The sequence below is a fragment of the Janthinobacterium sp. GMG1 genome, assembly GCF_034427795.1.
Classification (GTDB): Bacteria; Pseudomonadota; Gammaproteobacteria; order Burkholderiales; family Burkholderiaceae_D; genus Janthinobacterium.
The window spans coordinates 66,400-92,232 of record NZ_JAXQNT010000015.1 but is presented as its reverse complement, the minus strand read 5'-3'; the positions used below and the strand labels follow the sequence as shown (position 1 = coordinate 92,232).

The 25,833-nt window shown below is 63.3% G+C and carries 30 protein-coding genes; 16 read left to right on the top strand and 14 right to left on the bottom strand.

Features of this window, described 5'->3' with window-relative positions; translation table 11 throughout:
• The first annotated feature begins 11 nt into the window (after window positions 1-11).
• Entirely contained in the window at window positions 12-344 is a 333-nt protein-coding gene (locus SJI03_RS26840; protein ID WP_322429230.1) for a GFA family protein, read from the top strand.
• 178 nt (window positions 345-522) lie between these two features.
• Window positions 523-771 carry a DUF3297 family protein gene (locus tag SJI03_RS26835; RefSeq protein WP_010398340.1) on the top strand — a complete coding sequence of 83 codons (249 nt, stop codon included), beginning with the start codon at window positions 523-525 and terminating at the stop codon, window positions 769-771.
• 65 nt (window positions 772-836) lie between these two features.
• Here the strand turns inward: SJI03_RS26835 and SJI03_RS26830 are convergent, their stop codons facing one another.
• The 7 genes from SJI03_RS26830 to SJI03_RS26800 all read right to left on the bottom strand — a co-directional run bounded on the left by SJI03_RS26830 (window position 837) and on the right by SJI03_RS26800 (window position 8,255).
• Entirely contained in the window at window positions 837-1,709 is an 873-nt protein-coding gene (locus SJI03_RS26830) for a DNA-binding domain-containing protein (protein ID WP_322429229.1), read from the bottom strand.
• Window positions 1,699-2,628: a DUF692 domain-containing protein gene (locus SJI03_RS26825; protein WP_322429228.1), complete on the bottom strand. Its 930-nt coding sequence runs from the start codon at window positions 2,626-2,628 to the stop codon at window positions 1,699-1,701. Before SJI03_RS26825 ends, SJI03_RS26830 begins: the two co-directional genes overlap by 11 nt.
• Complete coding sequence (locus tag SJI03_RS26820; RefSeq protein WP_322429227.1) at window positions 2,628-4,652, bottom strand: ferritin-like domain-containing protein; 2,025 nt, start codon at window positions 4,650-4,652, stop codon at window positions 2,628-2,630. Before SJI03_RS26820 ends, SJI03_RS26825 begins: the two co-directional genes overlap by 1 nt.
• Window positions 4,653-4,922: 270 nt before the next feature.
• A complete protein-coding gene (locus SJI03_RS26815; RefSeq protein ID WP_322429226.1) occupies window positions 4,923-5,570 on the bottom strand; it encodes a hypothetical protein in 648 nt (215 codons plus the stop codon).
• Window positions 5,567-6,421 carry a hypothetical protein gene (locus SJI03_RS26810; RefSeq protein WP_322429225.1) on the bottom strand — a complete coding sequence of 285 codons (855 nt, stop codon included), beginning with the start codon at window positions 6,419-6,421 and terminating at the stop codon, window positions 5,567-5,569. Before SJI03_RS26810 ends, SJI03_RS26815 begins: the two co-directional genes overlap by 4 nt.
• Window positions 6,422-6,502: 81 nt before the next feature.
• On the bottom strand, window positions 6,503-7,321 hold the full coding sequence (locus SJI03_RS26805) for a glutaminyl-peptide cyclotransferase (RefSeq protein WP_199534235.1): 819 nt from the start codon (window positions 7,319-7,321) through the stop codon (window positions 6,503-6,505).
• Between the two features lie 25 nt (window positions 7,322-7,346).
• Window positions 7,347-8,255 (bottom strand): LysR family transcriptional regulator, encoded by a 909-nt coding sequence (locus SJI03_RS26800; RefSeq protein ID WP_322429224.1) that lies wholly within the window; start codon window positions 8,253-8,255, stop codon window positions 7,347-7,349.
• Window positions 8,256-8,358: 103 nt separating this feature from the next.
• Here SJI03_RS26800 and SJI03_RS26795 point away from each other — a divergent pair, with 103 nt between their 5' ends.
• Window positions 8,359-8,817, top strand: a complete 459-nt coding sequence (locus SJI03_RS26795) for a CidA/LrgA family protein (protein ID WP_322429223.1) — start codon at window positions 8,359-8,361, stop codon at window positions 8,815-8,817.
• Entirely contained in the window at window positions 8,814-9,503 is a 690-nt protein-coding gene (locus tag SJI03_RS26790) for an LrgB family protein (RefSeq protein ID WP_322429222.1), read from the top strand. The genes SJI03_RS26795 and SJI03_RS26790 overlap by 4 nt, the downstream gene beginning before the upstream one ends.
• Here the strand turns inward: SJI03_RS26790 and SJI03_RS26785 are convergent.
• Complete coding sequence (locus SJI03_RS26785) at window positions 9,500-10,183, bottom strand: TetR/AcrR family transcriptional regulator (RefSeq protein WP_322429221.1); 684 nt, start codon at window positions 10,181-10,183, stop codon at window positions 9,500-9,502. The two genes, SJI03_RS26790 and SJI03_RS26785, sit on opposite strands and share 4 nt — an antisense overlap.
• An 84-nt stretch (window positions 10,184-10,267) precedes the next feature.
• Here SJI03_RS26785 and SJI03_RS26780 point away from each other — a divergent pair, with 84 nt between their 5' ends.
• The 12 genes from SJI03_RS26780 to SJI03_RS26725 all read left to right on the top strand — a co-directional run bounded on the left by SJI03_RS26780 (window position 10,268) and on the right by SJI03_RS26725 (window position 20,116).
• A complete protein-coding gene (locus tag SJI03_RS26780) occupies window positions 10,268-11,410 on the top strand; it encodes an NAD(P)/FAD-dependent oxidoreductase (protein WP_322429220.1) in 1,143 nt (380 codons plus the stop codon).
• Between the two features lie 90 nt (window positions 11,411-11,500).
• Window positions 11,501-12,592, top strand: coding sequence for a tRNA 2-selenouridine(34) synthase MnmH (gene mnmH / locus SJI03_RS26775; protein WP_322429219.1), 1,092 nt, complete (start codon window positions 11,501-11,503; stop codon window positions 12,590-12,592).
• 45 nt (window positions 12,593-12,637) lie between these two features.
• Complete coding sequence (gene selD / locus SJI03_RS26770; protein WP_322429218.1) at window positions 12,638-13,702, top strand: selenide, water dikinase SelD; 1,065 nt, start codon at window positions 12,638-12,640, stop codon at window positions 13,700-13,702.
• A gap of 29 nt (window positions 13,703-13,731) precedes the next feature.
• The gene (locus SJI03_RS26765; RefSeq protein WP_099377113.1) at window positions 13,732-14,598 is read left to right on the top strand and encodes a putative selenate ABC transporter substrate-binding protein; all 867 of its coding nucleotides are present in this window, start codon (window positions 13,732-13,734) and stop codon (window positions 14,596-14,598) included.
• 69 nt (window positions 14,599-14,667) lie between these two features.
• Window positions 14,668-15,480 (top strand): phosphonate ABC transporter ATP-binding protein, encoded by an 813-nt coding sequence (locus SJI03_RS26760; protein ID WP_322429217.1) that lies wholly within the window; start codon window positions 14,668-14,670, stop codon window positions 15,478-15,480.
• On the top strand, window positions 15,474-16,310 hold the full coding sequence (locus tag SJI03_RS26755) for an ABC transporter permease (RefSeq protein WP_322429216.1): 837 nt from the start codon (window positions 15,474-15,476) through the stop codon (window positions 16,308-16,310). The genes SJI03_RS26760 and SJI03_RS26755 overlap by 7 nt, the downstream gene beginning before the upstream one ends.
• Complete coding sequence (phnE, locus tag SJI03_RS26750) at window positions 16,307-17,110, top strand: phosphonate ABC transporter, permease protein PhnE (protein WP_322429215.1); 804 nt, start codon at window positions 16,307-16,309, stop codon at window positions 17,108-17,110. Before SJI03_RS26755 ends, phnE begins: the two co-directional genes overlap by 4 nt.
• Window positions 17,111-17,134: 24 nt before the next feature.
• A complete protein-coding gene (locus SJI03_RS26745) occupies window positions 17,135-17,500 on the top strand; it encodes a hypothetical protein (protein ID WP_322429214.1) in 366 nt (121 codons plus the stop codon).
• 92 nt (window positions 17,501-17,592) lie between these two features.
• Window positions 17,593-18,015: a DUF4019 domain-containing protein gene (locus SJI03_RS26740; RefSeq protein ID WP_322429213.1), complete on the top strand. Its 423-nt coding sequence runs from the start codon at window positions 17,593-17,595 to the stop codon at window positions 18,013-18,015.
• Between the two features lie 95 nt (window positions 18,016-18,110).
• Entirely contained in the window at window positions 18,111-18,605 is a 495-nt protein-coding gene (locus tag SJI03_RS26735; protein ID WP_322429212.1) for a GNAT family N-acetyltransferase, read from the top strand.
• Between the two features lie 27 nt (window positions 18,606-18,632).
• Window positions 18,633-19,217, top strand: a complete 585-nt coding sequence (locus SJI03_RS26730; RefSeq protein WP_322429211.1) for a hypothetical protein — start codon at window positions 18,633-18,635, stop codon at window positions 19,215-19,217.
• Between the two features lie 146 nt (window positions 19,218-19,363).
• Complete coding sequence (locus tag SJI03_RS26725) at window positions 19,364-20,116, top strand: hypothetical protein (RefSeq protein ID WP_322429210.1); 753 nt, start codon at window positions 19,364-19,366, stop codon at window positions 20,114-20,116.
• On the opposite strand, the gene SJI03_RS26720 is transcribed toward SJI03_RS26725, so the two are convergent.
• Genes SJI03_RS26720 through cyoB form a run of 6 tightly spaced genes read right to left on the bottom strand, consistent with a single transcriptional unit; the run spans window position 20,117 to window position 25,832 of the window.
• Entirely contained in the window at window positions 20,117-20,653 is a 537-nt protein-coding gene (locus tag SJI03_RS26720; RefSeq protein WP_099402007.1) for a response regulator transcription factor, read from the bottom strand. It lies immediately after the preceding gene.
• On the bottom strand, window positions 20,643-21,992 hold the full coding sequence (locus SJI03_RS26715) for an ATP-binding protein (RefSeq protein WP_099667925.1): 1,350 nt from the start codon (window positions 21,990-21,992) through the stop codon (window positions 20,643-20,645). The genes SJI03_RS26720 and SJI03_RS26715 overlap by 11 nt, the downstream gene beginning before the upstream one ends.
• Window positions 21,976-22,818 carry an SURF1 family protein gene (locus SJI03_RS26710; RefSeq protein ID WP_322429209.1) on the bottom strand — a complete coding sequence of 281 codons (843 nt, stop codon included), beginning with the start codon at window positions 22,816-22,818 and terminating at the stop codon, window positions 21,976-21,978. Before SJI03_RS26710 ends, SJI03_RS26715 begins: the two co-directional genes overlap by 17 nt.
• The gene (gene cyoD / locus SJI03_RS26705; RefSeq protein WP_034788483.1) at window positions 22,815-23,201 is read right to left on the bottom strand and encodes a cytochrome o ubiquinol oxidase subunit IV; all 387 of its coding nucleotides are present in this window, start codon (window positions 23,199-23,201) and stop codon (window positions 22,815-22,817) included. Before cyoD ends, SJI03_RS26710 begins: the two co-directional genes overlap by 4 nt.
• Entirely contained in the window at window positions 23,198-23,836 is a 639-nt protein-coding gene (cyoC, locus tag SJI03_RS26700; protein WP_034788486.1) for a cytochrome o ubiquinol oxidase subunit III, read from the bottom strand. Before cyoC ends, cyoD begins: the two co-directional genes overlap by 4 nt.
• On the bottom strand, window positions 23,829-25,832 hold the full coding sequence (gene cyoB, locus SJI03_RS26695) for a cytochrome o ubiquinol oxidase subunit I (protein ID WP_099377160.1): 2,004 nt from the start codon (window positions 25,830-25,832) through the stop codon (window positions 23,829-23,831). The genes cyoC and cyoB overlap by 8 nt, the downstream gene beginning before the upstream one ends.
• Between the last annotated feature and the right edge of the window lies 1 nt (window position 25,833).

The following is a 25,833-nucleotide window of genomic DNA, read 5'->3' as shown; positions in this document are numbered from 1 at the left end:
AGTAGGCCACGATGAAAAAAACCTGTCATGGCAGTTGCCACTGCGGCGCAGTGCGCTTCGCGGCCGAGATCGACCTGGCGGCTCCCAGCCTGCGCTGCAACTGCTCGTTCTGTCTGAAAGTGCGCTGCTGGGCCAGCCACGTTCCCCCGTCAGCCTTCCGCCTGTTGTCCGGCGAGGCGGATTTGAGCGAATACCGCTTCGGCGCAGGCCGCGAACGCCACTATTTTTGCCGCCACTGCGGCGTGCGCCCGTTCGGCCGCGGCGATACGCCCCGCAGCGGCCCGTTTGTCGGCATCAGCGTCACTGCCTCGACGATGCGTCTGCCGCCGAACTGGCCAGGGTAGCCGTCACCTTTGTCGATGGCTGGCACGATGTGTGGGACGCACCGCCGCAGGAAACGCGGCATCTGTGAGGCAAGAAGGATGGCAGGGCAAGGAAATGCGCCTGCGCCATGTTGTGGGCGGGCAGATAAGCGTGCGCTGCCCGTTGTCTGGATCGGCATTCTGGGCGATAATTACGCCCATGAACGATACCACCACCTTACCCCCATTGCCCGATCGCCTGTCGATCGACCCTAGCAGCCCTTACCACGTTGCAGCCGTGTTCGAGAACGACGTCGGCATCCGCTTCAACGACAAGGAACGTCTTGACGTGGAAGAATATTGCATCAGCGAACGCTGGATCAAGGTCGCTTCCACCAAGTCCCTCGACCGCCGCGGCCGTCCGCTGCAGATCAAGCTGAAGGGCAAAGTCGAAGCGTTTTACCGCTAAGCAACACCTATAGTTGTCATCGAGGCCGATTTCCATCGGCCTTTTTTACGTCCGCCGCTTTCTACTCAGGCATCAACGGTGATCAGCCCGGCCGAGGCCGCCAGCGGCAGCCACAGCATGGCGTCGGCCAGCACCTCGTCCGGCGTCCGGCCGCTCGACCGCGCCGCCTGCCCCGCGCACTGTGCCAGCGGCGCGCCGCCGGCCAGCGCTTGCAGGCAGTAAAATTGCCAAGGCTGCAACTCCTGCATGGCAAGCCGGTAATGCATGCGCGAAATGGCGACGAAGGCGGGCCTGGCATCCGGCTGGGCCGGCACGGCGTCGTCCGGCGCGGCCTGTGCCTGTTGCCAATATGCACACAGGGGAAATGACAGGGCCAGCAGCCGCGTGCACGGCGCCAGGCGCCAGGCCGGTGCATTTCCCAGCAGCAAATCAAGTCCGCAAGGCAGCATGGGCGGCGCCAGCTTTTCCATGCCGGGCGCCCTGCCCGCCTCGCTGCGCGCCCGTTCCAGCTGCGCCAGTTCGACGGGAAAGCGCAAGGCGTCCCCCTGCGCGCCGGCGGCACGCTGGCTGGCGGCAAGGAAATCGGCAAAGCCGGCACCCAGGTCATACAGGGTCGCTGACGCAGACGGATGGCGCCAGACATAGGCGCGGGCAAAGAAGACGAACAGCTCGTCACTCATGACCTTGCGCAAGACAGGGTAGTCGGCTTGCAGGCATTCGAGCAGGCGCTGCACATAGCCGTCCGCATGGATGTGCAGCGGCGCCGGCCCGCCCCGCGCCTGTTTCAGCACTTGCTCCTGCGTCAAGCCGTGGCGCTCGCTGGCCAGCTGTGCACCATGCACGGCACCGCCCGGCGCCGTCATGGCCGTCAGGAACCACGCCTGCAATTGCGCCAGCGGAGCGTCGGCGGGCGCGTCCCTGGCGGCGCTACGGCGCATGGGCCGCCTCCAGGTGAAAACCCAGCGGCGTGGAGACGGCGGCGGCAGCCGTGGCTGGCACTGCAGCGGCGAATTCTCCCCGCCCGGCCGCGCGCGCCTTGTCCAGTTCAAGCAGCAGTTGCGGGTATGGCGGAATCTTCGCATCCCATTCCAGCAGGGCCGACACGCCGCCCGTCAGCTGCTGCGCCAGCGCGTACAGGCGCCAGACGGCGGCCGGCACGGGCGCGTCGTGGGTATCGATCAGCACGGCGCCGCACACGGTCGGCCCGGCCAGGTGAATCTGCACGATGTGCGCATGCGGCAACTGGCGGATGTAGTGGGCCGCGTCATAGCCGTGGTTATGCGCGCTGACGTGGACATTGTTGACGTCGAGCAAGAGTCCGCAACCTGTGTCCTCGGCCAGGCGGCCCAGGAATTCCCATTCCGGCATGCTGGACTGGGCAAACTCCACGTAGCTGCTGGGGTTTTCCAGGATCAGGGGACGGCCCAGGAATTCCTGCACCTGGCGCACGCGCCCCGCCACGTGGCGCAGACTGGCCTCGTCCAGCGGCAGCGGCAGCAAATCGTGGCTGTTGAGCGAAGCGGCGCCCGTCCAGCACAGGTGGTCGGAAATCCACGCGGGCCGGAACTCTTCGGCCAGCTGGCGCAGCTTGCGCAGGTAGGCCAGGCTCAGGGGATCGCTGCTGCCGATCGACAGCGACACGCCATGCATGACGATGGGCACTTGCGCGGCCACCTGCTCCAGCACATGGCGCGCATAGCCGTGGTTGTCGATGAAGTTCTCGCTGATGATCTCGAACCAGTCCACCTGCGGCCCGTGGCGCAGGATGTGCGCATAGTGCGGCGGGCGCAGCCCCACGCCCAGGCCCAGGTTCGGCAAGCCCAGGCGTGGCGCCACCGTGTGCATGGCGCGCTGCATCAGGTCGACGGCGGCAAGGCCAGGCGCAGGTCGGTAGGCGCCGGCGGCGCTCCCACCGGCGTGCCGCGCGCCGCCATCACCTTGCCGTAGGCTTCCCAGGCCTTGTCGTAGACACTGTCGCCGAGCGCGAAGCGCATGGTCTGGCCCAGCGGAATGCTGCGGTGGTCGGGCGCGGGGCCAAAGTCGTACAGGGTCATGGTGGCGGGCGCGGGCGGTTCCTTGCCCGTGGTGTTCGGATACAGCTGCGAGGCCGAAATCGGCACGGCGCAGCCGCCGAAGCCGCCGCATTTGTTGTCGCTGGGCGCGCTATAGACTTTATCGGGCTGCGGCGGCGGAGGCGGCACATAGCATGGCGTGCCCGGCGACGCGGCAAGCTTGACCGAGTGGCCGCAGGACGAGCCGCCCGTGTCGGCCTGGGCAAAGCCGCAGCCGCCCTGGGCGTGGCAGCCGTTGGAGCCCCGGCAAGTGTGATAGACGGCCAGTGCGGCGCAGGTGGACGAGGCTTCGCCTTCCAGGTGCATGCCCTGGCAGGCATGGTACAGCACGCTTTTCTCGGCCAGCGGCACGCCCGTCGCCAGGTTCGGCGCCTGGCCCAGCACGGCCCAGCAGATGGCCATGCGGTCGCCCGCGCCCACCATCGACGGATACGGGAAGTCCAGTTGCTGGTTCAGCCAGTACTTGTCCAGCACGGAAGTGATGCCATAGATGGCGCCCGTGGCCACCGTGCTCAGCATCTCCAGGGTGCCGCTGGCGTCCTTCAGGCGGTTCAGGGCGCCCGCCACGGCGGCCGGCGCGGGGATGTTCTGTGGTGCGGTGGCCGGGTTGTAGCGCTCGTTGGTCAGCATGGCCGCGCTCCAGCGCCCGCCTTCCGCATGCCAGCGGGCCCAGGTCTGCACTGGGAGCATGGCCTTGACCTGGCGGAAACGCTCGTAGTGGTCGAACCGGGCGCTGTCGTGGCGCGCCTGCGCGTCGCGCGATTCGGCATCCTTGCCATTGTTCGCGTAAGACGGATAATCGCACTTCAAGGCATCCAGGTCTTCGCGGTAGTCTGGCTGCACGGCCATCAGGCGCTGCGCCGCGTCGCGGCGGTAGCGCTGGATGGCTGTTGCGCTGCCCTCGCCCTGGTCCGTGATGGCCGCCATCATGTCGATGGCCTTGTTGAACGAGCCAGTCTGTCCGCCATCCTGGTCCTGCGGGCCGAAGCAGGTGTCGAAGCGGGGAAATTCCGCCCGCGCGTGGCCCTGGACCTGGCTGTTGAACATGTCCTGCTGCACCGAGCCATTGACGAACAGCTTGTGCCACAGGGTCTGGCCATCCGTGTATTCGATGCTGATGTAGCGCGCATAGCATTCGTACATGTAGCCGATGGTGCCGAACAGGGGCAAGTCCTGCACGTGCTTGCCCGGTGTCCAGCCCGGCAGCGGCACTTCCGGGAAGTATTTGGTGTGGTTGTGCTTGTCGAACTCCGCCAGTTGGGCGCGTGCCTGCTCCTCGGGCTCCTCGATGGCGAGGAACAGGTCGCACTGATTGGTGTTCAGTTCTTCCAGGTTGACGCGCACGTGGCGGTAATCGGCCGTATCCTGCAAGTCGACGATGTGCGGGATCACCGTGCGATCCTTGCCATAGCAGGTCCAGCCGTGGTCCTGCGATTGAAGCTCCGAGCCCGTGAAGCATGGCGCCGTGCCGATGGCCGTGGCCAGGTTGGCTGCCATCTGCAGGTGCAGCATTTCCTGGATGAAGACGCTGAAGATGATATTGAAAGCCTTCTGTTCCTTCAGCTCGGGCCGGGCCGTGGTGCCCATGCCCGGCCACTGGCGGCCTTCATAATAGGTGATGCCTTTCGAGTTGATCTGGTGCGTGCCGTGGATCGAGTACATGGTGGCCATGTACAGGGGTATGGTGAACAGTTCCACGCTGACGGCTGCCTGGGCGATGGCGCGCACGGCGGCCTTGTCGGTGTCCAGCATGTCGAGCGGGCGGTTGGTAATGGCGGGCTGGGTGCTTCCTAAAACGGGCATTTTCATTCTGTATCTCCACAGGAAGGATGCGTTTCGGATATCGGGCCGGGTCGCGCCATCTGCGGGCGCTGTTCACGGCAAGGAAATCATACGCCTGAGAAAGATACTTTTGCGGCAAGATTTATGCGCTGAGCAAGGGGCAATGCCGCCAGCCCTGGGCCATGAAAATAGGCGTTTTCAGCTGCCATTCGATGACAATTGAATAGAATCGGCAAAACGCGCGCGTGTATAAGCGCCGCACCGGCAAGCGCCGGCGCGTGGCTTGCACGATGATAGTTAAGCCGCCGGCGGCGGCTGGAAGGCGCAGAAGCCCGGCCACTGGTCGCGGCTGTCGCATACTTTCAGGCAGCCTTTGTTATCCTTGAACGTGGCGACGACCTTGATGGGAAAGCCATATTTTGGCGTGGTGGCCAGGAAGGCGGACGGGCAGCTTTGCTCGTTGCTGAAGCGGAAAGTGATTTCTTCGCGGCGGCCCTTGCGCTCAAAGCCCAGCATGAAGGTTTCATTGCTGTTCCACTGCGCCTTGCCCGGCACGCGGAAGCGGTAGCGGGGGCTGCCCGGCTGCTGGCCATCAAGTTTCTGGCCGAAGACGCGGCTGCTGGCCGTGGCCGTCTCGACCTTGGCAACGGGATACACGACGGCAAAGATATAGGTGCCGGCAAAACCCTGGTCGAAGCCGAGTCCCTTCTGGTAAAACGGCACGACGATATGCGGCGCGCCCGCGTATTCCACGGTATTGCGCGCCGTCATGCGCGACGCCAGCTTGTCATCGGGCTCTTTGCCGAAGACCACGTCCAGTTCCAGCAAGGCTTGTTGCTTGTCGATATCTTGCGCCAGGTAATCCTGCGGGAATATTTCGCCATGCACGCAGCCGGCCAGCAAGGAGGCGGCGAAGCAGCCCGCGATCAGTTTGGGTAGTGTCATGGCTGTTTTCCTTCCGGCGGCGCGGAAATGAGGCCCAGCCCCGTCACTTGCAAGCCGTTCTTGCCTTGTTTCCATTGAAATTGCTGGCCGAACCAGGCCAGTTCCAGCTCGCGCCGGATGCGGATCGAATCCGTGCGGCCCTGGCGCGCCTTGATGGCGGCGCCCGCCTGCGCGGAAGCGGCGTCCGACAAGGGCTTCAGCCACCGTTGATAGGTGTCCGGCGGCAAGGCCAGCTCACCGGCCACGCCGTCGTCGCGCGTGGCAACGATGATGCCCACCTTCGTCAGCGCATTCGTCAGATAGGCGCCGCGCCGCCCGTCGGGCGAGACGGAGACGAGCATGGCATGCGGATAATCGCCCCTGACGCTGCCCGGCACGTCAAACCACAGCAGTTCGCCCGTGCCCGTATCGAGCGCGCGTCCGTCGCGGGGAAACAGCAGCACCTCGCTGTTGCCCGGCTGCGGCACGCCCCATTCGGGGTCGCGTTCCGTGCGCACCATGTTGTCGCGCTGCATGGGACTGATGGGGCGCATCAGCGGTTCGCCATTCTGCACGCCGATCAATATCGTGCCCTGCCCCGTATAGCCCTTGGTAAAGGCCAGCAGCATGGGCTGGCCTTCGCGCGTGGCCTTGATCGGCCGCACTTCCACCACTTCGCGCGCGCCGCCGGGCCAATAGCCGTGCTTGCGGAAAGTCAAGGTAACGAGCGGGTCGTGGCGGTCACGCGTGACGACAAAATCGCCGTATTGCGTCATCACCGGCACGTAGGATGTTTGCGCCTGCGCGGCGGGCAGGACGGCGGCAAGCAAGCTGGCGGCAGCCGCCAGGCGGCATAAAGATAGGGACAGCATGGCATCCTGTAAAGGTCGCACGGGGCGAAGAATCAGAATTCTAAACGATTCCTCGCCAGCAACACTGTCCGATAGGAAACATCAACGGCGCTGGATTTCGATCAGCTCGATCTCGAACAGCTTGGGCCACAGTTTTCCCGTGACAAACAGGCGCTTGCCGCGCGCATCCCAGGCGATGCCGTTGAGCACGGCATCGGGATTGGCCGTGCCCCGCTGCCCGGGCGGCAGCAAGCCCGTCAGGTCGATCCAGCCGACAACCTTGCCGCTGGCCGGGTCGATGCGGGCGATCACGTCCGCGCCCCACACATTGGCAAACAATTGCCCGTCGACCATTTCCAGCTCGTTCAGACGCTCGATGGCGCGGCCCTCGGCCTTCACCTCGAAGCGGCGCACCTCGGCCAGGGTTTTCGGATTGAGCACGCGGATGGCGGACGTGCCATCGCTCATGTAGACGAATTGACTGTCGCTGGCCAGGCCCCAGCCTTCTCCCTGGTAGCTGAATTTGCGTTTCAATTTGAAGGTCTTCAGGTCGAAGACATAGCCGGTTTGCGAAATCCACGTCAGGCCCAGGATTTCATCACCCACGTCCGTGATGCCTTCGCCAAACACTGTCTTGTCCAGCATGGTTTTCTGCAAGACCTTGCCCGTCGCCAATTCCACCTTGCGCAAGGAAGACTGGCCGTTCTGGCCCGTGCTTTCATACAGGTGGCCATCCTTGAACAGCAAGCCCTGGGTGAACGCCTGGGGGTCGTGCGGATAGGTATTCTTGACGAAATAGCCATACACGGGAATGGCGGCCTGAGCGTAGCCCATTTCGCTCATCAGACCCACGGTGCACAACAATCCCAGCAGCAGCGAGCCGGCCGTGCGTTTCAGTCTTGTTTTACCGATATTCTTCATATTCTTGACGGTGGTTGGCGAGCGCCTATTGTAAACGGGCCGCGTCCGCCATGCGCGCCCTGACGAGTTCGAGCCAGGCCCGCGCCGCAAACGACAGCCGCCCGCCGCGGCGCCAGGCCAGCATCAGATTCCACTCCACGGGTGGACCGGCGAGCGGAATGACGGCAAATTGCGCTTGATCCAGCGTGTCGCAATACATCTTCGGCAGCAGGCAGATACCCACGCCCAGCCTGACCAGCGAGGCAATGAAATCCCATTGGCCGCTGCGGCCCGTGATGCGCGGGGCGAAACCGGCCCGCTGGCAGGCGTCCAGCACGATGTCATTCAGGGCAAAGGCGGCGCCATAGAAAATGAACGGGCTGTCGGCCAGCTCGGCCAGGGCGACGGAAGCGCGTCCCTGCCACGCAGAACTGGGCGCGGCCAGCAGGCACAGCGGCGAGCGCACGAGGGGCAAGGCTTCGAAATCCTGCCAGGTGGCCGCATTGCCCGGGTAATCGAGCATGGTGCCCAGCTCCACCGTGCCGGTGCGCAAGTCGCGCTCAATCGCCTGCGTGCCGCTTTCATACATTTTCAGCTCGATACCGGGATAGCGCTGGTGGTACTCGGCCAGCCACGGCGCCAGGGTGGAATGCGTCTGCGGCGACACGCCGACCCTTAATTCTCCCCGTTCCAGATGTTGCAGGTCGCGCAATTCCACTTTTAACTCCGCGTGCAGGGCCAGCAATTCATGCGCGCGCGACAGCACTACCTGGCCCGCATCCGTCAGGGTAAACCGCTTGCCCGCGCGGTCGAGCAAGGCCAGGTCCAGCGACTGTTCCAGCTGGGCGACCATCTTGCTGACGGTGGGTTGCGTCACGTGCAGCCTGGCGGCGGCGCGCGTAAAACTGGCTTGCTCGACCACTTCGACGAAGTAGCGCAGGGAGCGGATATCCATGATGCATTCCAATATCGAATGATAATCATGAGTTTAAGTCATTTTATCTTTTGATGCGGGATCCCTACAATGAAAACTTCCCCCTGCCGTTTGAAAGCCCGCCGTGAAAGCCTTGCACTGTTCCACCGCCGCCCTGCCCTCCATCCCTGCCTGGCGCCAGCCAGCGCAGACCGTGTGGCAAGTGGGCATCCTGACCGCCGCCTGGTGGCTAGCCGATGCGGCCGATTCCGCGTTGCACTTGCCGTTTTCCGGCGGCGTCGTGGGCCTGTTCGTGCTGGTGGCCCTGTTGCTGGCCGGCTGGGTGCGGCCGGCCGCCATCGCACTGGGCGCGAACTGGCTGCTGGCCAACATGCTGCTGTTCTTCATACCCTTGGTCGTGTCCGTGGTGCAATTTACGCAGCTGCTGAAGACGCAAGGTCTGATGCTCTTCGTGAATATCGGCCTGGGCTTTGCCAGCGTGATGCTGGCCACGGCCTTCACCGTGGAAGGGGTGTGCCGCTATGAACGCAAGCTGCGCCTGCAAAAACTGCTGCGCCAGCGCGCAGCCAGGGCGCAAGCATGAGCACCCTCGTCCTGTCGCTGCTGTTCTTGCTGCTGACCCTGGTGCTGTTCTACGCCAACCAGGCGCTGCACCGCCGCCATCCCCACTTCCTGCTCACGCCCGCCATCTGCACCTCGGCGATATTGATCATCATCGTGCAGGCGACCTCGACCCCGTTTGCCACGTATTTCGGCGAAACGCGCTGGCTGCCGTGGCTGCTGGGGCCGGCCACCATCGCGTTTGCGCTGCCCATCTTCCAGGAGCGCAAGCTGATCCGCAAGCACTGGCTGGCCCTGTCGCTGGGCAGCTGCGCCGGCATTGTCGCATCGGTCGCCGCCACCCTGCTGCTGGACCGGCTGATGGGCGTGCACGGCGACATGGCGCGCAGCCTGCTGGCCCGTTCCGTGTCGACGCCGTTCGCGCTGGAAGCGTCGCGCCACATGGGCGGCTCGGCGCAGCTGACGGGCATATTCGTGGTGATGACGGGCTTGTTCGGCCTGCTGCTGGGCAAACCGTTATTGAAACTGCTGCCCTTGCGCATGCGCATCGCCCGTGGCGCCCCGTATGGCGCGGCCGCGCACGGCTTTGGCTTGTCCGTGGCGCGCCGGGTCGGCACGGAAGAAGGCGCCGTGGCCAGCCTGACGATGATTTTCTCGGGCGTCGTGACGGTGCTGCTGGCGCCTCTGCTGGGGTATCTGCTGGGCTAGTCGTCCGCTTGCAGGGCCTGCATGCCATGCACGATCAGGTCTATCCCCGCCAGAAAATCCTCGCGGTCGTCGTGCGCGCGCAATTGCCCCGCCACCTTGCGGGCAAACGGAAACGCTTGCGCGTCGAGGCGTGACCAGGCGCCCGCCAGGGTGTCGAGGAAATGCGCGCGCTCCAGGCCCTGGTCGCGCGCGATGACGGCGTTGGCCGCATTCTGCCCGCTCACGCCCAGCAAATAATTCAACAAGGTGCATGCCGCCAGCCACTGTTTTTCCTGCGGCACGCCCAGGGCATCCACTTGCCGGCCCAGGCGTTCCAGGATGCGCACCGTGGGCAGCTGGCCCGGCGCGCGCGACAGGGCCGAGCCCAGCCATGGATGCGCATCCATCGCCTCGAACATGGCCAGCGCCACGGCGCGGATGCCCGCCTGCGGCGTGGCGCCGTGGGAAGCGGAATCCATGGCGCGGGCGACGATGGCGTCGCTGGCGGCCGTAAACAAATCATCCTTGTCGGCCACGTGCCAGTAAATAGCCCCCGCCCCCGTGGCCAGGCGTGTTGCCAGGGCGCGGAACGTCAGGCCGCCCTCGCCCGATGTGTCGAGCAGGGCAATGGCGGCGTCGATGATGGTGTCGCGCGTCAGCGAGTCGGCGCGTCGTGGTGGGTTCGCTACTGTCTTGGGCATCGCTTATCTTGACACAGATGCCGGCTTGCCGCAAAATTCTTGTGGAACACTGTTCCACATCATCGACAACACCAAGGAAGCATCATGCATATCGCCATCATCGGCGCAGGGCTGGGCGGGCTGATGCTCGCCCGCGCGCTGCACGTCCACGGCATCGCCGCCACCGTCTATGAAGCGGACGCTACACCGCAGGCGCGCCGCCAGGGCGGCATGCTCGACATCCACGAAGACACGGGCCAGCAAGCGCTGCGGGCAGCCGGCCTGCATGACGCCTTCCGCGCCCTCATCCATGCGGGCGGCGAAGCGAGCCGCGTGCTCGACCAGCACGGCACGGTCCTGCTCGAGGAGGGAGACGATGGCACGGGCGGCCGTCCCGAAGTGGCGCGCGGCGAACTGCGCAAGCTCCTGCTCGAGTCGCTGCCGGCCGGCACCGTGCGCTGGGGGCATAAACTGACCGGCGTCACGACGCTGGACGGCTGCCAGCACAGGCTGAGCTTTGCGCACGGCGCCACGGCCACCAGCGATCTGCTGGTGGGTGCGGATGGCGCCTGGTCGAAGGTGCGTCCGCTGCTTTCCAGCGCGCAGCCCGCGTATAGCGGCATTGCCTTCATTGAAACCTATCTGTTTGACAGCGACCGCCGCCACCCGGCCAGCGCGCACGCCGTAGGCGGTGGCGCCCTGTTCGCGCTGGCGCCCGGCAAGGGTATACAGGCGCACCGCGAAGCCGATGGCGTGCTGCACGCCTATGTGGCCCTGAGCAAGCCCGAGGCATGGCTGGCCGACATCGATTTTGCCGACCCCGCCGCCGCCCGGACCCGCATCGCGGCCCAGTTTGCCGGCTGGGCGCCGGCGCTGACAGCCCTGATCACGGAGGCGGACACGCCGCCCGCGCCCCGTCCCGTGCATATGCTGCCCGTGGACCACCGCTGGCAGCGCGTGGCGGGCGTGACCTTGCTGGGCGACGCGGCCCATCTGATGGCGCCGGCAGGCGAAGGGGCGAATCTCGCCATGTTCGATGGCGCCGAGCTGGCGCAGGCGCTGGTGGCCCATCCGGGCGACGTGGAAGCGGCCCTGCTGGCGTATGAAACGGCGCTGTTTGCGCGCAGCAGCGTGGCGGCGGCGGAGTCCGAGCGCATCCTGCGCCTGTGCTTTGGCGACGACGCGCCGCACGGCCTGGTCCAGTTCTTTGTCGGCATGCAAGACGCCGGCCCGGCGCGCGAAGTGTAAGGGGCGGCCTGAAGCGCAGTGCCAAAGCTCCACGCCAGCGGCCTTTATCGGGGATAATACGTCTTTCCCCCCACCAGCAGCCGCGCCACGATGAAATACCCAGCAGTTCAGCCTTTCAGCGACATCCTGCCCCGCTTGCATGAGTTCGATGCCATCATCGACGTGCGCAGCCCGTCCGAGTTCGCGGAAGACCACTTGCCGGGCGCCATCAACCTGCCCGTGCTGGACGACGAGCAGCGCGTACGCGTCGGCACCCTGTATAAACAGACGAGCGCCTTCGAAGCGAAGAAGCTGGGCGCGGCGCTGGTGGCAAAAAATATCGCGCGGCATATCGAAGAGGGGTTGCTCGGCCACCCGCAGCACTGGAAGCCGCTCGTCTACTGCTGGCGCGGCGGCAACCGCAGCGGCGCCATGGCGCACATCCTGGCGCGCATCGGCTGGCCCGTCACCCAGCTCGAAGGTGGCTACAAGGATTACCGGCGCCACGTGAATGCCGAGCTGGCCACCCTGCCCGAGCGCTTCGACTTCATCAACGTGCTGTGCGGCCCCACGGGCAGCGGCAAGAGCCGCTTGCTGCAAGTATTGGACAAACAAGGCGCCCAGGTGATCGACCTGGAAGACTTGGCGGCCCACCGCGGTTCCGTGCTGGGCGGCTTGCCCGAGGAAGACCAGCCGGCGCAAAAAGCGTTTGAAAGCGCGCTGTGGCAACAACTGCGCACTTTCGACCCGGCACTGCCCGTCTTCATCGAATCGGAAAGCAAGAAAGTGGGCCGTTTGCGCGTGCCCGACGCGCTGATGGAAAAGATGCGCGCAGCCGATTGCACGGACGTGCGCCTGGCCACGGACCAGCGCGTGCAATTGCTGATGCAGGACTATGCGCATTTCGTCGGCGACCCGGCGCGCCTGAACGTGCAGCTGGCCCTGTTGACGCAGCTGCATGGCAAAGAGAAGATTACCCACTGGCAGCAACTGGCCACGTCCGGCCACATGGCCGAGCTGGTGGAAGAATTGCTGGTGCAGCACTACGACCCCGTCTACCGGCAATCGATCGCCCGCAATTTCAGCCGCTACGCCCAGGCGACGCCGCTGGTCTTGCCCGACATTTCAGACCATGCCTTTGAGCAAGCCGCGCGTGCATTATGTGCTATCGTCGGCGAACACCGTACCGCCAGCGCCGCGTGATGCCTGGCTTGCCACCTAATTACTTATTTCAGCAGGATGACGACCATGTCCGATAGCGCAGCAACACCAGATACACCGATCCGATTGACCGAATTTGCCCATGGCGGCGGCTGCGGCTGCAAGATTGCGCCGGGCGTGCTGGCCGACATTTTAAAGGGTAGCGGCGGCTTTCCCCTGCCGAAGGAATTGCTGGTCGGCATAGAAACTTCGGATGACGCGGCCGTCTATCAGCTCAACGACGAGCAGGCGCTGATCGCCACGACGGACTTCTTCATGCCCATCGTCGACGACCCGTTCGACTTCGGCCGCATCGCCGCCACCAATGCCATTTCCGACGTGTACGCCATGGGCGGCACGCCCATCATGGCGCTGGCCCTGGTCGGCATGCCGATCAACAAGCTGCCGGTGGAAACCATCGGCCTCATATTAAAAGGCGGAGAAACCATCTGCGCCCAGGCCGGCATCCCCATCGCAGGCGGCCACACCATCGATTCCGTCGAACCGATCTATGGCCTCGTCGTGCTGGGTCTGGTCCACCCGTCGCAAGTGAAGCGCAACGCGGGCGCGCGCGCCGGCGACAAACTGGTATTGGGCAAGCCGATCGGCGTGGGCATTTTGTCGGCCGCGCTGAAGAAGAATGCGCTCGATGCGGGCGGTTACGCCTCCTTGATCGACAACACCACCAAATTGAATACCCCGGGCAAGAAGCTGGCCCTGCTCGATGGCGTGCATGCGCTGACGGACGTGACGGGCTTCGGCTTGCTGGGCCACACCCTGGAACTGGCGCGTGGCGCCAAGTTGCAGGCGCGTATCGCCATGAACGACGTGCCGCTGCTGCCGCAAGTGCAGCAACTGGCGCAAAACGGCAACATCACGGGCGCCTCCGGCCGCAACTGGCAAGGCTATGGCGCGCAAGTGGCGCTGGCCGACAGCCTGAGCGCCATCGACAAGGCGATTTTGACGGACCCGCAAACGGCCGGTCCCCTGCTGGTGGCCTGCGCGCCGGAAGCCGTCGAGCAAGTGCTGGCGATTTTCCGCGCTGAAGGTTTTGCCGACGCCATCGTCATCGGCGAGATGCTGGAAGGCACGACCGGGGTTTCCGTCATCTAATGAACAAATTTTTTTGCAAAGGCAGTCCCATGACCACATTCTCAAAATTCCCCGCCATCCTGGCCACCGTTGCCGCCACCCTGGCCATCCACAGCGGCCTGGCGCAGGCGCAGCAAGTGCTGCGCGTGTCCGCGATCCCCGACGAAGCGCCGACGGAACTGCAGCGCAAGTTCAAGCCGCTGGGCAGCTACCTGGAGAAAAAGCTGGGCATGAAGGTGGAATTTACGCCTGTCACCGATTACGCGGCGTCCGTGGAAGGCTTGATCAACAACAAGCTCGACATGGTCTGGTTCGGCGGTTTCACGTTTGTTCAAGCCAACGTGCGCAGCGGCGGCAAGATCGTGCCGCTGGTGCAGCGCGAGGAAGACACGAAATTCCGCTCCGTGTTCGTCACCACCAGCAAGGACATCAATCAATTGTCGGACCTGAAAGGCAAGAATTTCACCTTCGGTTCGGAATCGTCGACCTCCGGTCACTTGATGCCGCGTTACTACTTGCTGGCCGCCAAGATCAATCCGGACACGGACATGAAGCGCATCGCGTTTTCCGGCGCGCATGACGCCACCGTGGCGGCAGTGGCTGGCGGCAAGGTCGATGCGGGCACCTTGAACATTTCCGTATGGGAAAAGCTGGTCGAAGCGAAAAAAGTCGATCCAAGCAAGGTGCGCGTGTTCTACACGACGCCCGGTTACTACGACTACAACTGGAGCGTGCGCGCCGACATGAACCCCGTCGTGCGCAAGAAGCTGACGGACGCCTTCCTGGCGCTGGACCCATCGACGGCCGAAGGCAAGGAAATCCTCGAACTGCAGCGCGCCACCAAGTTCATCCCGACCAAGGCCGAGAACTACAAGGATATCGAAGCGGCTGCGCGCGATGCGAAGCTGTTGAAGTAATTGCTGAAACTGGTCGGATGCCGTTCTGCGGACGCATCCGACACACTCCCTCCCACACCGAAACATCGCATGACATTCCAACTTCACAAGGTCTCCGTCCACCACGCGGGCGCTGCCGGCAATGCGCTGGCCCTGCGCGAGCTGGACCTGGACGTGGCCCAAGGTGAACAGATCGCCCTGATCGGTCCCTCCGGCGCCGGCAAGACCAGCCTGCTGCACACCTTGGCCTGCGCGCTGCGCCCGGAAGCGGGCACATTCAGCATCCTGGGCACTTCACCTTGGCAGATCGGCAGCGCCGAGCGCCACGCCTTGCGCGCGCGATTGTTCCTGGCGCCGCAAACGCCGCCGCTGCCGCCGCGCCAGCGGGTCGTCAACGCCGTGCTGGCGGGCCGCCTGCCGCAATGGAGCTTGTGGACGGCCATCCGTTCGCTGGTCGCGCCCGTCGACCCGCGCGCCGCGTGGGAAGCCCTGGGCAAATTCAACCTGCAGGATAAATTGTATGCGCGGGTTGACCGCCTGTCCGGCGGCGAACGCCAGCGCTGCGGCATGGCCCGCGCGCTCGTGTCGAATGCGCAAGTCTTCCTCGTCGACGAACCCTTGTCCGCGCTCGACCCCACACTGGCCTTGCAGGCGATCCATGTGCTGCAGGCGGAAGCGACGGCGCGCAACGCCACCCTGATCTGCAGCCTGCACCAGGTGGAAATCGCCCGCGCCTGCTTTACGCGCATCGTCGCCTTGCGCGATGGCAAGATCGTCTTCGACTTGCCTGGCGCCCAGGTCAGCGACGCCATGATCGCCGCGCTGTACCGCAACAAGGCCGATCCGGCGCCGCAGTTCGAGGCCGTGGAAGCGAACCTGGACGCCGCGAGGCCCCTTTGCTGAAGAGCGCCAACGACGCCCTGCCCCGCGATCCCGCCTGGCGCGGCCGCCTGACCGTCACGGCCGTGGCGCTGCTCGTGCTGTGGCCGATGCTGGTGCAGGCCGAGTTCAAGCCGTGGACTTTATGGGATGCGCAAAGCCTGGCGGCCACCTGGCAGTTTATTGCCAGCTTCGTGCCGCCCGCCCACTCGCTGGAATTTTTGCAACTGGTGGCTATTTCCAGCTGGGAAACCATTGCCATGGCCACGGCAGGCATGGCGCTGGCCATGCTGGGCGCCATCCCCCTGACTTTGCTGGTGACGGAGCGCCTGTCGATTTCGCGCATCGGCTCCGGCCAGGTGTCGCCCCTGGCCGCCAGCGTGCGCCACGCCGTGCGCGCCTTGCTGGTGCTGCTGCGCAGCGTGCCGGAACTGGTCTGGGCCTTATTATTAGTACGCATCGTCGGCCTGGGACCGACTGCCGGCGTGATTGCCATCGCACTCACCTATTGCGGCATGCTGGGCAAGGTGTATGCGGAAATCCTCGAATCGTCGGATGCGTCCGCCTGCAACGCCCTGCTCCACAATGGCAGCGGCCGCCTGAAAGCCTTGCTGTACGGCGCCTTGCCCGAATCGGCCGCCGAGCTGGTGTCGTACACGATTTACCGCTGGGAATGCGCGATCCGCGGCTCCGTCGTCATGGGCTTTGTTGGCGCGGGCGGCCTGGGCCAGCGCATGGATGAATCGATGAAGATGATGGCGGGCAGTGAACTGGCCACCATGCTGATGGTGTTCGTGCTGCTGGTGGCGGGCGCCGACGCCGTGTCCGCCATGCTGCGCCGGAGGCTGGCATGAAGCATCCGAATTTCGCCGCAATGCCCGCGCCAGCACCCGTGCGCTGGTCGACCTGGGCCTTGCTGGCCGGATTGCTGCTGCTGATCATTGCCAGCTTCGCCACCCTGCCCTTGAAATGGGGCGAGTTCTTCAGCGCCGACGCCGTACGCACGAGCGCCGACTTCCTGCACGGTTTCGCCCCGCCCGAGCTGGCCAGCCCCTTCCTCATGAAAGTCGGCGTGGCCACGTTTGAAACCCTGGCCATGTCGGCCATCGGCACGGTCATCGCGGCAGTATTGGGCGCGCTGCTGGCCCTGCCCGCCAGCGGCCGCTTCGGCATGGTCGCGCGCAACGCCACGCGCGCGGTGCTCAACGTGCTGCGCTCAGTCCCTGAACTGGTGTGGGCGTCGATTTTGCTGATCGCCGCCGGCCTGGGCCCGTTCGCGGGTACCCTGGCGCTGGCGCTGCACACGGTGGGCGTGCTGGGCCGTCTGTTTGCCGATGCCTTCGAGAATTGCCCGCCCTTGCCGGCCGCCACTTTGCGCATCAACGGCACCCGGCCCGCCGTGGCTTTCCTGTACGCCACCTTGCCGCAGTGCAGCCCGCAGATGATGTCCTACACCCTGTATCGCTGGGAAAACAATATCCGCGCCGCCGCCATCCTCGGCGTCGTCGGTGCGGGCGGCCTGGGGCAGATGCTGAAATACCATCTGTCCCTGTTCCAGATGCAGAACGCCGCCACCGTCATCGTCGCCATGCTGCTGATGGTGGCGGCCGTCGACGGCCTCAGCTACCTGTTGCGCCGCGCCATGACCCGTTAACTTTCACTTTTGCAAGGAACGCCCATGTCAGGCTGGTGGACCATTATCTCGACAGAAACGCCGGCGCAAATGGCCGACATGACGAAAGTCAACAAGGATGCATTTCTCGCCACCTGGGAAGCGGGCCTGTTCGGCGCAGACTGGATCGCGCAATTGTGCCAGCAAGGCAAGGCGACCCAGCTGACCTTCAACGGCTTTCCCAACCGCTACACGGCCAAGACGGAGGTCATCGCGCCCCTGCTGCAGGCGGGCATCGCCGAGGCGCAGGACGGCGAATTTCCACAGGACCAGCTGACGGGCTGGCCCGGCTGCATTACCGTACACCCGGAGCGCATCGCCGCCTGCGCGCCGGGACAGCTGCTGACGGTCGAAGTGTGGGACCAGTCGTAACGTTGCGCGCATACCCGCCTTTTTAAAAAGAGCTTTGCCGGACCGGACCTTCAGGATATCTTGAAGACTGTTCACTACTTTCCAGAGCCGCCATGAAAATCTTCGCCCACGTATGTATCGCCGTTGCCTTGTTGACGTCCCTGCCTGCCATGGCGCAGGAAGCGCAGGAAGTGGCGGCCGCCAAAATTGCCGCGGAAAGCTGGCTCAAGCGCCTGGATGCGGGCGACGAGGCCGCTACCTGGGACGCCAGTGCCGCAGCGCTGCGTAGCGAAATGTCGAAATCAAGCTGGAAGATGGTCATCACGGCCGTGCACTGGCCGCTGGGCGAGTTCAAGTCGCGCAAGCTCAAGTCGGCCGCGCTGCAAAAAGCGACGGCTGGCAAGCCAGGGCCGGACAAGGTCGTTATCGATTATGTGAGCCAGTACGAAAACAAGGCCAACGTGCAGGAAACCATCACGACGGTCCTTGAAAAAGGTTCTGGATGGAAAGTTTCCGGGTATAACATCAACGGCTAGTCATCCGCCTTGACGGTCGCGCTCCCCACCGCGCACTTGCTGTCCTTGGCATCCGGAGCCAGCGCATAGCCACCTAAAATAAAGGCATTGCAAGATTGAACAACATTATCATCCGCCCCACCACCGCCAGTGACTGGTCCGCCCTGAAAGCCGCGCGCCTGGCCGCCCTGCTTGACGCCCCCACGGCCTTTGGCGCCTGCCACGCCAGCGCCGCCGGTTTTTCCGATGCCGACTGGCAGCAACGCGCCGTCAGCACGCCGCAACGCACGTTTTTCCTCGCCTTCGATGGAGAGCAAGCCATCGGCCTCGCCGCGCAAGTGGTGGCTGGCAATGGCGAGTGCCATCTGATCGCCATGTGGGTACATCCGGAATATCGGGGCCTGGCCGTGGCGCAAGGCCTGGTCGACGCCGTGAAACAATGCGCCGTGAACAATGGCCGCGCACGCCTGGTGCTCGACGTGGCGCCGGAAAATGCGCGCGCGGCCGCGTTTTACCGGAAACAGGGCTTTGTCTTTTTACCGGAATGGGAGCCGCTGGAAAGCCATCCGCATATCCAGGTGCAGAAGATGGAGTGGCGGGAACCTGCATAGGCATTAACAGTGGAAAGATAAACCGCGATGCGACGATCTATTGCAACACTCCTGCTATTCATAACTGCCCTTGCCGGCAAGGCGAACGCTGGCAATATTCCAGATATCGTTCTTGAATATGCGCATGCGTTTGCGCAAACACAGGCGGGGGACAAGCAAGCATCCACGCCGCCAACCGATTATGCGCAGTGGTTCTTTCAAGGCTTGGTTCATCCATACGGTGGAATTTTCACGCAATCAGGCGTCATGCGTGATGCCTACACAAATGGTCAACGCTATTGGCGCGACCATCCATCCGAACACGCCAATATCATGGCAGGCTATGGCTACCGTGCCATCGAGCGCGATGGCGTCTGGTCGCGGGGCTTTGAAAAGAGCATGTTCCAGCCGGCCCAGCTTGACCCTGGTGACGCCGGTCCGTGGTGGCTAAATTCCTTCGGCGGCGTTGCGTGGCGGGACGTGGGCCTGGCGGCGCCCAATTCAGCCTATGAGCAGCCGCTTGTGCATATTGTCGCTTATCTCAGTCCCAAAGGTCATTATGGCCATCTGGGCGCCTATGAGCACGAGGCATTGGTCATTTCGGGCACCGCCATTACAGCCGCAGATCATTGATGGCGAATCCGGAAAACGGCAATTTCAGGCACTCCATTCATCCCGATTGACATCCTGTCTTAAAACCCACCTGGCGCCTGTGTTTTTTTCTACACTCTGCCAAGCTGGGATTACGATTACTTGGGAGTCAAATGAACAGGATGAATATGCGTGCAATCAAAAAAACTGGTTTTCTGCTGTGTTTATGCGCCGCCGCGGTCCAGGCCCGGGCGGACACGCCGCAAGCCGTGGAGCCAGCCGGCCAGGAGGCGGAGGCGTCCATCAATGTCCAAGGCATCCGGGATCCTGACTGGAAGCCCTACAGTGCCATGCTCAAGGGCGTCAAACGTTTCGAAGAAAAACACGCGCTGGCGCCTGGCGCGCAGCTGCGCTTCATCCTGGAGCCGCGCCGTGCCGATGTCGACATGCACGCCATCGCGCTGAGGCTGGAAAGCGACGACGCGGGCATGGCGATAGCGTTGGGCGAGCGCAATATCTTCAGCTTGCCCGTCGAGCAAGGTCCGCTGTATGAGCAGGCCGAGTTGACCGTGAACCGCAAGGCTGGGTCGGTCAGGTGGATACCCTACGTCAGGAGCGCGGCCACCAGCGACACCATCTGCCGCCTTGGCGACCTGCGGCTGGCGTGCGAAGTGCATTGGGCCATCGACAAGGATACCTTGCCATTTGCCATGCGCACGGCGATGGGCGCATTGGGCGGGCCCTGCAATTTCGTGTCGCAAAAGGGAACCTACAGCTTTTCCGAACCGCGGCGCATCACGGCCGCGGCAATCAGCTACAACGGCAAAAGCGCGCCCGTGCCCTTCAGTGGCGCGTCGTTCACGCCGCCGTTGCGGGAACAGGACTGGAGCGATGACAGCGTTGTCGAGCTGACGTTCGACGACGCCCAAACTGCGCAGTGATTATTTCACCCGCTGCTTTTCCAGCTTGCGCGCCAAGGTGCGCCGGTGCATGCCCAGCCTTCTCGCCGTTTCCGAGATATTGAAATCCGTCTCGGCCAGCATTTCGTGGATGCGTTCCCATTCCAGGGTCTTGATGTTGGTGGCGCGGTTGGTCAGTTCGATGTCGGCGTTGCCGGCCACGTGGCCGAAGGCCGCTTCGATGTCGTCCGTGTTCGACGGTTTCGCCAGGTACTGGCAGGCGCCCAGCTTGATGGCTTCGACGGCCGTGCCAATGCTGGCGTAGCCGGTCAGCACGACGATCAGCATGTCCGGATCGTGCTGGTGCAGCATTTGCACGCAAGCCAGGCCCGAGGTATTGCCATTGAGTTTCAAATCGACGACGGCGTAGTCGGGGCAATGCTGCTCCAGCAAGGCGCTCGCTTCATCGAAATTGGTGGCCAGGATGACCTGGTAGCCGCGCCGCTCGAACGAGCGGCCCAGGGTGCGGGCAAACGCGGCGTCGTCTTCGATGATCAGTAACAGACGGTCATCCTGCATGGTGGTCGCTTTCTCTTTCCAGTTTGATGGCCGCCAGCGGCAAGGCCAGGTGCACCACGGCCCCGCCCTGCACGCGGTTGCGCGCCGTCACCGTACCGCCCAAGGTACGCGCAACATTCACCACCAGGAACAGGCCCAGGCCGCCGCCGGGCTTGCCCTTGCTGCTTTGATACGGCTTGCCCAGGTGCGTCAGCATCGACGGCTCGAAGCCTGGGCCCGCATCGGTGATGACCAGGTGCAAGGCATCCGCTTCGCGCGTCGCTTCAAAGCGCAGCCAGTCGGGCGACGCTTCCAGCGCATTGTCGAGCACATTGCAGATGGTTTGTTTCAGGGTCGAATCGAAGACGACGGGTACGTCGTGCTCGATGCGGTTATCGTACTCGAAATCCTGGATCGGGCGGCTGGTGCGCCACTCGTCGACCAGGTCGTTGAGGAAGGTATTGATCGTCGTCTTGACGGAAGATTCCCCGCGCGCCTCGCCCGCCGACAACAGAATGCCGCTGACGATGCTCTTGCAGCGCTGCAACTGCGCCTGCATTTCCGTGATTTCTTCCAGCAACTCGCTGTTCTTGCTCAATTCCGGCATACGGCGCCAGTCGCCGAGGATGACGGACAACGTCGCCAGCGGCGTGCCCAGCTCGTGCGCGGCGCCCGAAGCCAGCAAGCCCATGCGGATGATGTGCTCTTCTTCCGCCGCGCGCTGGCGCAAGTCCGCCACCTTGGCATCGCCGGCGCGCTGGTTGCGGTTGATGCGCGTGATGAACACTACCAGCAAGGCCGCGTTCAGGATGAAACAGATCAGCAAGCCCTGCACGTAGAGGCTGGAAAAGCCCCGCTCCGGGTCGATCGGCAGGATCAAGGGGCCGGGCAGCAAGGCCAGGCCGGCCAGGCACAGGCTCGTGATGGCCACCATGATCCAGGTTGACCACACTTCCAGCAGGACGGCGCTGAGGATGACTTGCAGTAAGTACAGGAAGGCAAACGGGTTGCTGATGCCGCCGCTCAGGTAGAGCTGGGCCGTCAGCACGGTGACGTCGACCAGCAGAGCGAGGAACAGGGCCGTGTTGGACACGGGCTGGCGCTCGTGCCAGCGCAGCAGGCTGGCCAGGTTGAAGGCGATGAGGCAGGACAGCACCTCGAGCATGTAGGGCACGGGCAAGGCGATGCCCAGTCCCACGCCCACGCCGAAGATCGTGCTGATCTGGCCGATCACGGCCAGCCAGCGCAGCTGGATCAGCAGCTTCATGTTCTGGTGGCCGGCCGGATGTTCCATCTCGGCCGCCACCGCACCGCGTTCTAATACCTCGCGGTTGGGCAGGATCTCAATCCTGCCCGGCATGGTCGCTTTCTTGCGATTGATCAAGGTTCTTGCCACGCGCGCGGCGGCGCTTGTCTTCGCGCACGAGCCACCACGTGATACCGGCCACCATCAGGGCCAGGGCGAACCACGTCAAGGCGTACACGAGGTGGTTGTTGTGGAAGGAAATCACGGTCAGGCCGCCGACGGGTGCATCCACAGCCGTTTCCGATTTGGCCTTCGCATCGACAAAATACGGCGCCACGTTGCTCAGCATGTGCGAGGCGCCGATGGCGGCCACGTCACGCGAATACCAGTGCTGCGTGGCAGGACTGTTTTCGCGCAAGAAACCGCCGCCCGTCTCGCTGACGCGCAGCAAGCCGTCGATGCGGACGATGCCGGCCGGGGTGCTGGCGGCGATGCCTTCGCGTTTCGGCACGAAGCCGCGGTTGACCAGCACGGTGCTGCCATCGGCCAGGCGCAATGGCGTCATCAGCCAGTAACCGCTGCCCAGTGCCGTCGTTGCTTGCACCAGGGTATTAAAAATGGGGAGATACGTACCGGAGAGTCGCACATGGCGGTATTCATCCGTTTGCTGCGTGACACTGGCCCAGGCTGCAGGTCCAGGCGCGTCCGTTGCGGGCGCGTGTACGCGTTGTTCGACGCGCTCGATCAGGTCAAGCTTCCAGAACAGGCGCTTGACTTGCCAGGTGCCCAGGGCACAGAAACCGGCAAATAAGATCCCCGCCAGCAAGGCCAGTGCAATTTTTGAATAATGCACGACCATGCCGCGTGGGCCTGGCGCGGCATCTTGCGATGCGGCGCCAGGGGCGCGCCCGGTGTTGCTTGGGCGCGTATTACTCATCATGGAGCCGTTTTCGTATGCATGTACTCAGGCATCAGATCCGGCATCATGTTGTGGTTCATGTGGTACATGACCCACAGGGAACCGGCCATGGCAATACCCACGATCATGATGGTGAAGATCAGCGCCATCATGTTCCAGCCGCCTTCGGACTTGGTGTTCATGTGCAGGAAGTACACCATGTGTACCACCACTTGAACAGCCGCGAACGCCAGCAGGACGAGGCCCATGGTGCCCGAGTTGGTGATGGCTTTCGTCATCACCAGCCAGAAAGGAATGGCCGTCAGGATCACCGACAGGATGAAGCCGATTGCGTAGCTTTTCAGGCTGCCATGATCGTGATTGTCATGGTGGTGGCTATCGCCGTGTGTGTGGTGGTCGCTCATGGCAGCACTCCCATCAGGTAGACAAAGGTGAAGACGCCAATCCAGATGACGTCCAGGAAGTGCCAGAACAACGACAGGCACATCATGCGACGGCCGTTTTCCGGGGTCAGGCCATGCTTGTTCAACTGGAACATCAGGGTCACGAGCCAGATCACGCCAAACGTCACGTGCAAGCCGTGGGTACCGACCAGGGCGAAGAACGACGACAGGAACGCGCTGCGCTGCGGACCGGCGCCTTCGTGGATCAGATGAATGAATTCATACATTTCCAGCGACAGGAAGGCCAGGCCGAACAGGCCCGTGATGCCCAGCCAGACCAGGGTGCTGCGCAATTGCTTGCGCTGCATGGCCAGCATGGCGAAGCCGTAGGTGATCGACGACAGCAGCAGCATGGCCGTGTTGACGGCCACCAGCGGCAGGTCGAACAGCGCGGCGCCCGTCGGGCCGTCCGCATAGCTGCGGCCGACCACGGCGTACGTGGCGAACAGACAGGCGAAGATCAGGCAATCGCTCATCAGGTAGAGCCAGAAACCCAGCAGGCTGCCGTTTTCCGGGTGGTGCTCGCGCACAAAGTAGCTGCGCGTGCTTGGTGCGGCGCCAGCGGCGCCGGTGTTATGGGCGATGGTATCAGACATGGCTGCTCAGCAATTTAGTATAAGCGTCTTCGGTACGGACCACTTCTTCCGCAGGAATGTAGTAATCGCGCTTGTAGTTGAAGGTATGGACGATGATGGTAATCATCATGATCACGAAGCCAATGCTGGCGACGAGCCACATTTGCCAGATCAAGCCAAAACCAACCAGTGCGGACAGTGCAGCGATCACGAAACCAGCCCAGGTGTTCTTCGGCATGTGGATCTTCGTGAAACCGGACGTCGGACGCTGGTAACCGTGTTTCTTCATGTCAGTCCATGCATCGAGTTCGTGCACTTGTGGCGTGAAGGCGAAATTATAGTCTGGCGGTGGCGACGACGTCGACCATTCCAGCGTACGGCCACCCCATGGGTCACCGGTCACGTCGCGCAGGGCGTGACGGTTGCGGTAGCTGACGAAGAACTGGATCAGCATGGAAGCGATACCCAGTGCGATCGAAACGGCGCCAAACCAGGCGATGATGGTCCAGATTTGCAGCGATGGATCTTCAAAGTGGTTGACACGACGGGTCACGCCCATCAGGCCCAGCACGTACAGCGGCATGAAGGCCAGGTAGAAGCCGACGAACCAGAACCAGAACGAGCACTTGCCCCAGAACGCGTCGAGCTTGTAACCGAAGGCTTTCGGGTACCAGTAGTTGATCGCAGCGAACACACCGAAGACCACGCCGCCGATAATCACGTTATGGAAGTGGGCAATCAGGAACAGGCTGTTGTGCAGCACGAAGTCCGCAGGTGGTACGGCCAGCAATACGCCGGTCATGCCGCCGATGGTGAAGGTGACCATGAAGCCGATCGTCCACAGCATGGGCAGTTCAAAACGGATACGGCCGCGGTACATGGTAAACAGCCAGTTGAAGATCTTCGCGCCCGTCGGGATCGAGATGATCATCGTCGTGATGCCGAAGAAGGAGTTGACGCTGGCGCCCGAACCCATGGTGAAGAAGTGATGCAGCCATACCAGGTACGACAGGATCATGATGACGCAGGTGGCGTACACCATCGAGGCGTAGCCGAACAGGCGCTTGCTGCTGAACGTGGCGACGACTTCCGAGAACACGCCGAACAGTGGCAAGATCAGGATGTAGACTTCCGGGTGACCCCAGATCCAGATCAGGTTGACGTACATCATGGCGTTGCCGCCCAGTTCCGTCGTGAAGAAGTTAAAGCCCGCAACGCGGTCCAGCGACAGCATGGCCAGCACAGCCGTCAGCACAGGGAAAGCGGCGACGATCAGGATGTTGGTGCACAGTGCGGTCCATGTGAAGACTGGCATTTTCATCCAGGTCATGCCTGGCGCGCGCATCTTGACGATGGTGGCGATCAGGTTGACACCGGACAATAGCGTCCCGACCCCGGCAATCTGCAAGGACCAGATGTAATAGTCTACCCCCACGTCCGGACTGCCGACGATGCCCGACAGCGGCGGATAAGCCAGCCAGCCCGTGCGGGCGAATTCGCCGACGAACAGCGAAGCCATGACCAGGGCAGCGCCCATGGTGGTCATCCAGAAGCTGAAGTTGTTAAGGAAAGGGAAAGCCACGTCGCGCGCACCGATTTGCAGCGGCACCACGTAGTTCATCAGACCCGTCACGAAAGGCATCGCGACGAAGAAGATCATGATCACGCCGTGGGCGGTGAAGATCTGGTCGTAGTGATGCGGTGGCAGGAAGCCGGCATTGTCGCCAAAGGCGATCGCCTGCTGGGTACGCATCATGAGCGCGTCGGCAAAGCCGCGCAGCAGCATGACCAGGCCCAGGATCATGTACATGATACCGATTTTTTTATGGTCGATACTGGTGATCCAGTCGCGCCACAGGGTACCCCAGACGCGGAAATACGTCAGTGCCGCAACGAGTGCGATACCGCCCAGGGCGACCATCGCAAAGGTCGCCAGCAGGATAGGTTCGTGAAATGGAATTGCATCCCAAGTCAGACGGCCGAATATAAGCTTCGTCAGATCAATATGGTCTAGCATT

Bases quoted from the DNA above. Each gene is read 5' to 3' on its own strand.
- phnE (WP_322429215.1), top strand. From the start codon at position 16,307: ATGAAGCATCCGAATTTCGCCGCAATGCCCGCGCCAGCACCCGTGCGC.
- SJI03_RS26725 (WP_322429210.1), top strand. From the start codon at position 19,364: ATGCGTGCAATCAAAAAAACTGGTTTTCTGCTGTGTTTATGCGCCGCC.
- SJI03_RS26780 (WP_322429220.1), top strand. From the start codon at position 10,268: ATGCATATCGCCATCATCGGCGCAGGGCTGGGCGGGCTGATGCTCGCC.
- cyoC (WP_034788486.1), bottom strand. From the start codon at position 23,836: ATGTCTGATACCATCGCCCATAACACCGGCGCCGCTGGCGCCGCACCA.
- SJI03_RS26840 (WP_322429230.1), top strand. From the start codon at position 12: ATGAAAAAAACCTGTCATGGCAGTTGCCACTGCGGCGCAGTGCGCTTC.
- SJI03_RS26740 (WP_322429213.1), top strand. From the start codon at position 17,593: ATGAAAATCTTCGCCCACGTATGTATCGCCGTTGCCTTGTTGACGTCC.
- SJI03_RS26800 (WP_322429224.1), bottom strand. From the start codon at position 8,255: ATGGATATCCGCTCCCTGCGCTACTTCGTCGAAGTGGTCGAGCAAGCC.
- SJI03_RS26730 (WP_322429211.1), top strand. From the start codon at position 18,633: ATGCGACGATCTATTGCAACACTCCTGCTATTCATAACTGCCCTTGCC.
- SJI03_RS26745 (WP_322429214.1), top strand. From the start codon at position 17,135: ATGTCAGGCTGGTGGACCATTATCTCGACAGAAACGCCGGCGCAAATG.
- SJI03_RS26835 (WP_010398340.1), top strand. From the start codon at position 523: ATGAACGATACCACCACCTTACCCCCATTGCCCGATCGCCTGTCGATC.
- cyoB (WP_099377160.1), bottom strand. From the start codon at position 25,832: ATGCTAGACCATATTGATCTGACGAAGCTTATATTCGGCCGTCTGACT.
- SJI03_RS26760 (WP_322429217.1), top strand. From the start codon at position 14,668: ATGACATTCCAACTTCACAAGGTCTCCGTCCACCACGCGGGCGCTGCC.
- SJI03_RS26810 (WP_322429225.1), bottom strand. From the start codon at position 6,421: ATGCTGTCCCTATCTTTATGCCGCCTGGCGGCTGCCGCCAGCTTGCTT.
- cyoD (WP_034788483.1), bottom strand. From the start codon at position 23,201: ATGAGCGACCACCACACACACGGCGATAGCCACCACCATGACAATCAC.
- SJI03_RS26820 (WP_322429227.1), bottom strand. From the start codon at position 4,652: ATGAAAATGCCCGTTTTAGGAAGCACCCAGCCCGCCATTACCAACCGC.
- SJI03_RS26825 (WP_322429228.1), bottom strand. From the start codon at position 2,628: ATGCAGCGCGCCATGCACACGGTGGCGCCACGCCTGGGCTTGCCGAAC.
- SJI03_RS26815 (WP_322429226.1), bottom strand. From the start codon at position 5,570: ATGACACTACCCAAACTGATCGCGGGCTGCTTCGCCGCCTCCTTGCTG.
- SJI03_RS26805 (WP_199534235.1), bottom strand. From the start codon at position 7,321: ATGAAGAATATCGGTAAAACAAGACTGAAACGCACGGCCGGCTCGCTG.
- SJI03_RS26765 (WP_099377113.1), top strand. From the start codon at position 13,732: ATGACCACATTCTCAAAATTCCCCGCCATCCTGGCCACCGTTGCCGCC.
- SJI03_RS26785 (WP_322429221.1), bottom strand. From the start codon at position 10,183: ATGCCCAAGACAGTAGCGAACCCACCACGACGCGCCGACTCGCTGACG.
- SJI03_RS26790 (WP_322429222.1), top strand. From the start codon at position 8,814: ATGAGCACCCTCGTCCTGTCGCTGCTGTTCTTGCTGCTGACCCTGGTG.
- selD (WP_322429218.1), top strand. From the start codon at position 12,638: ATGTCCGATAGCGCAGCAACACCAGATACACCGATCCGATTGACCGAA.
- SJI03_RS26830 (WP_322429229.1), bottom strand. From the start codon at position 1,709: ATGCGCCGTAGCGCCGCCAGGGACGCGCCCGCCGACGCTCCGCTGGCG.
- mnmH (WP_322429219.1), top strand. From the start codon at position 11,501: ATGAAATACCCAGCAGTTCAGCCTTTCAGCGACATCCTGCCCCGCTTG.
- SJI03_RS26710 (WP_322429209.1), bottom strand. From the start codon at position 22,818: ATGATGAGTAATACGCGCCCAAGCAACACCGGGCGCGCCCCTGGCGCC.
- SJI03_RS26715 (WP_099667925.1), bottom strand. From the start codon at position 21,992: ATGCCGGGCAGGATTGAGATCCTGCCCAACCGCGAGGTATTAGAACGC.
- SJI03_RS26720 (WP_099402007.1), bottom strand. From the start codon at position 20,653: ATGCAGGATGACCGTCTGTTACTGATCATCGAAGACGACGCCGCGTTT.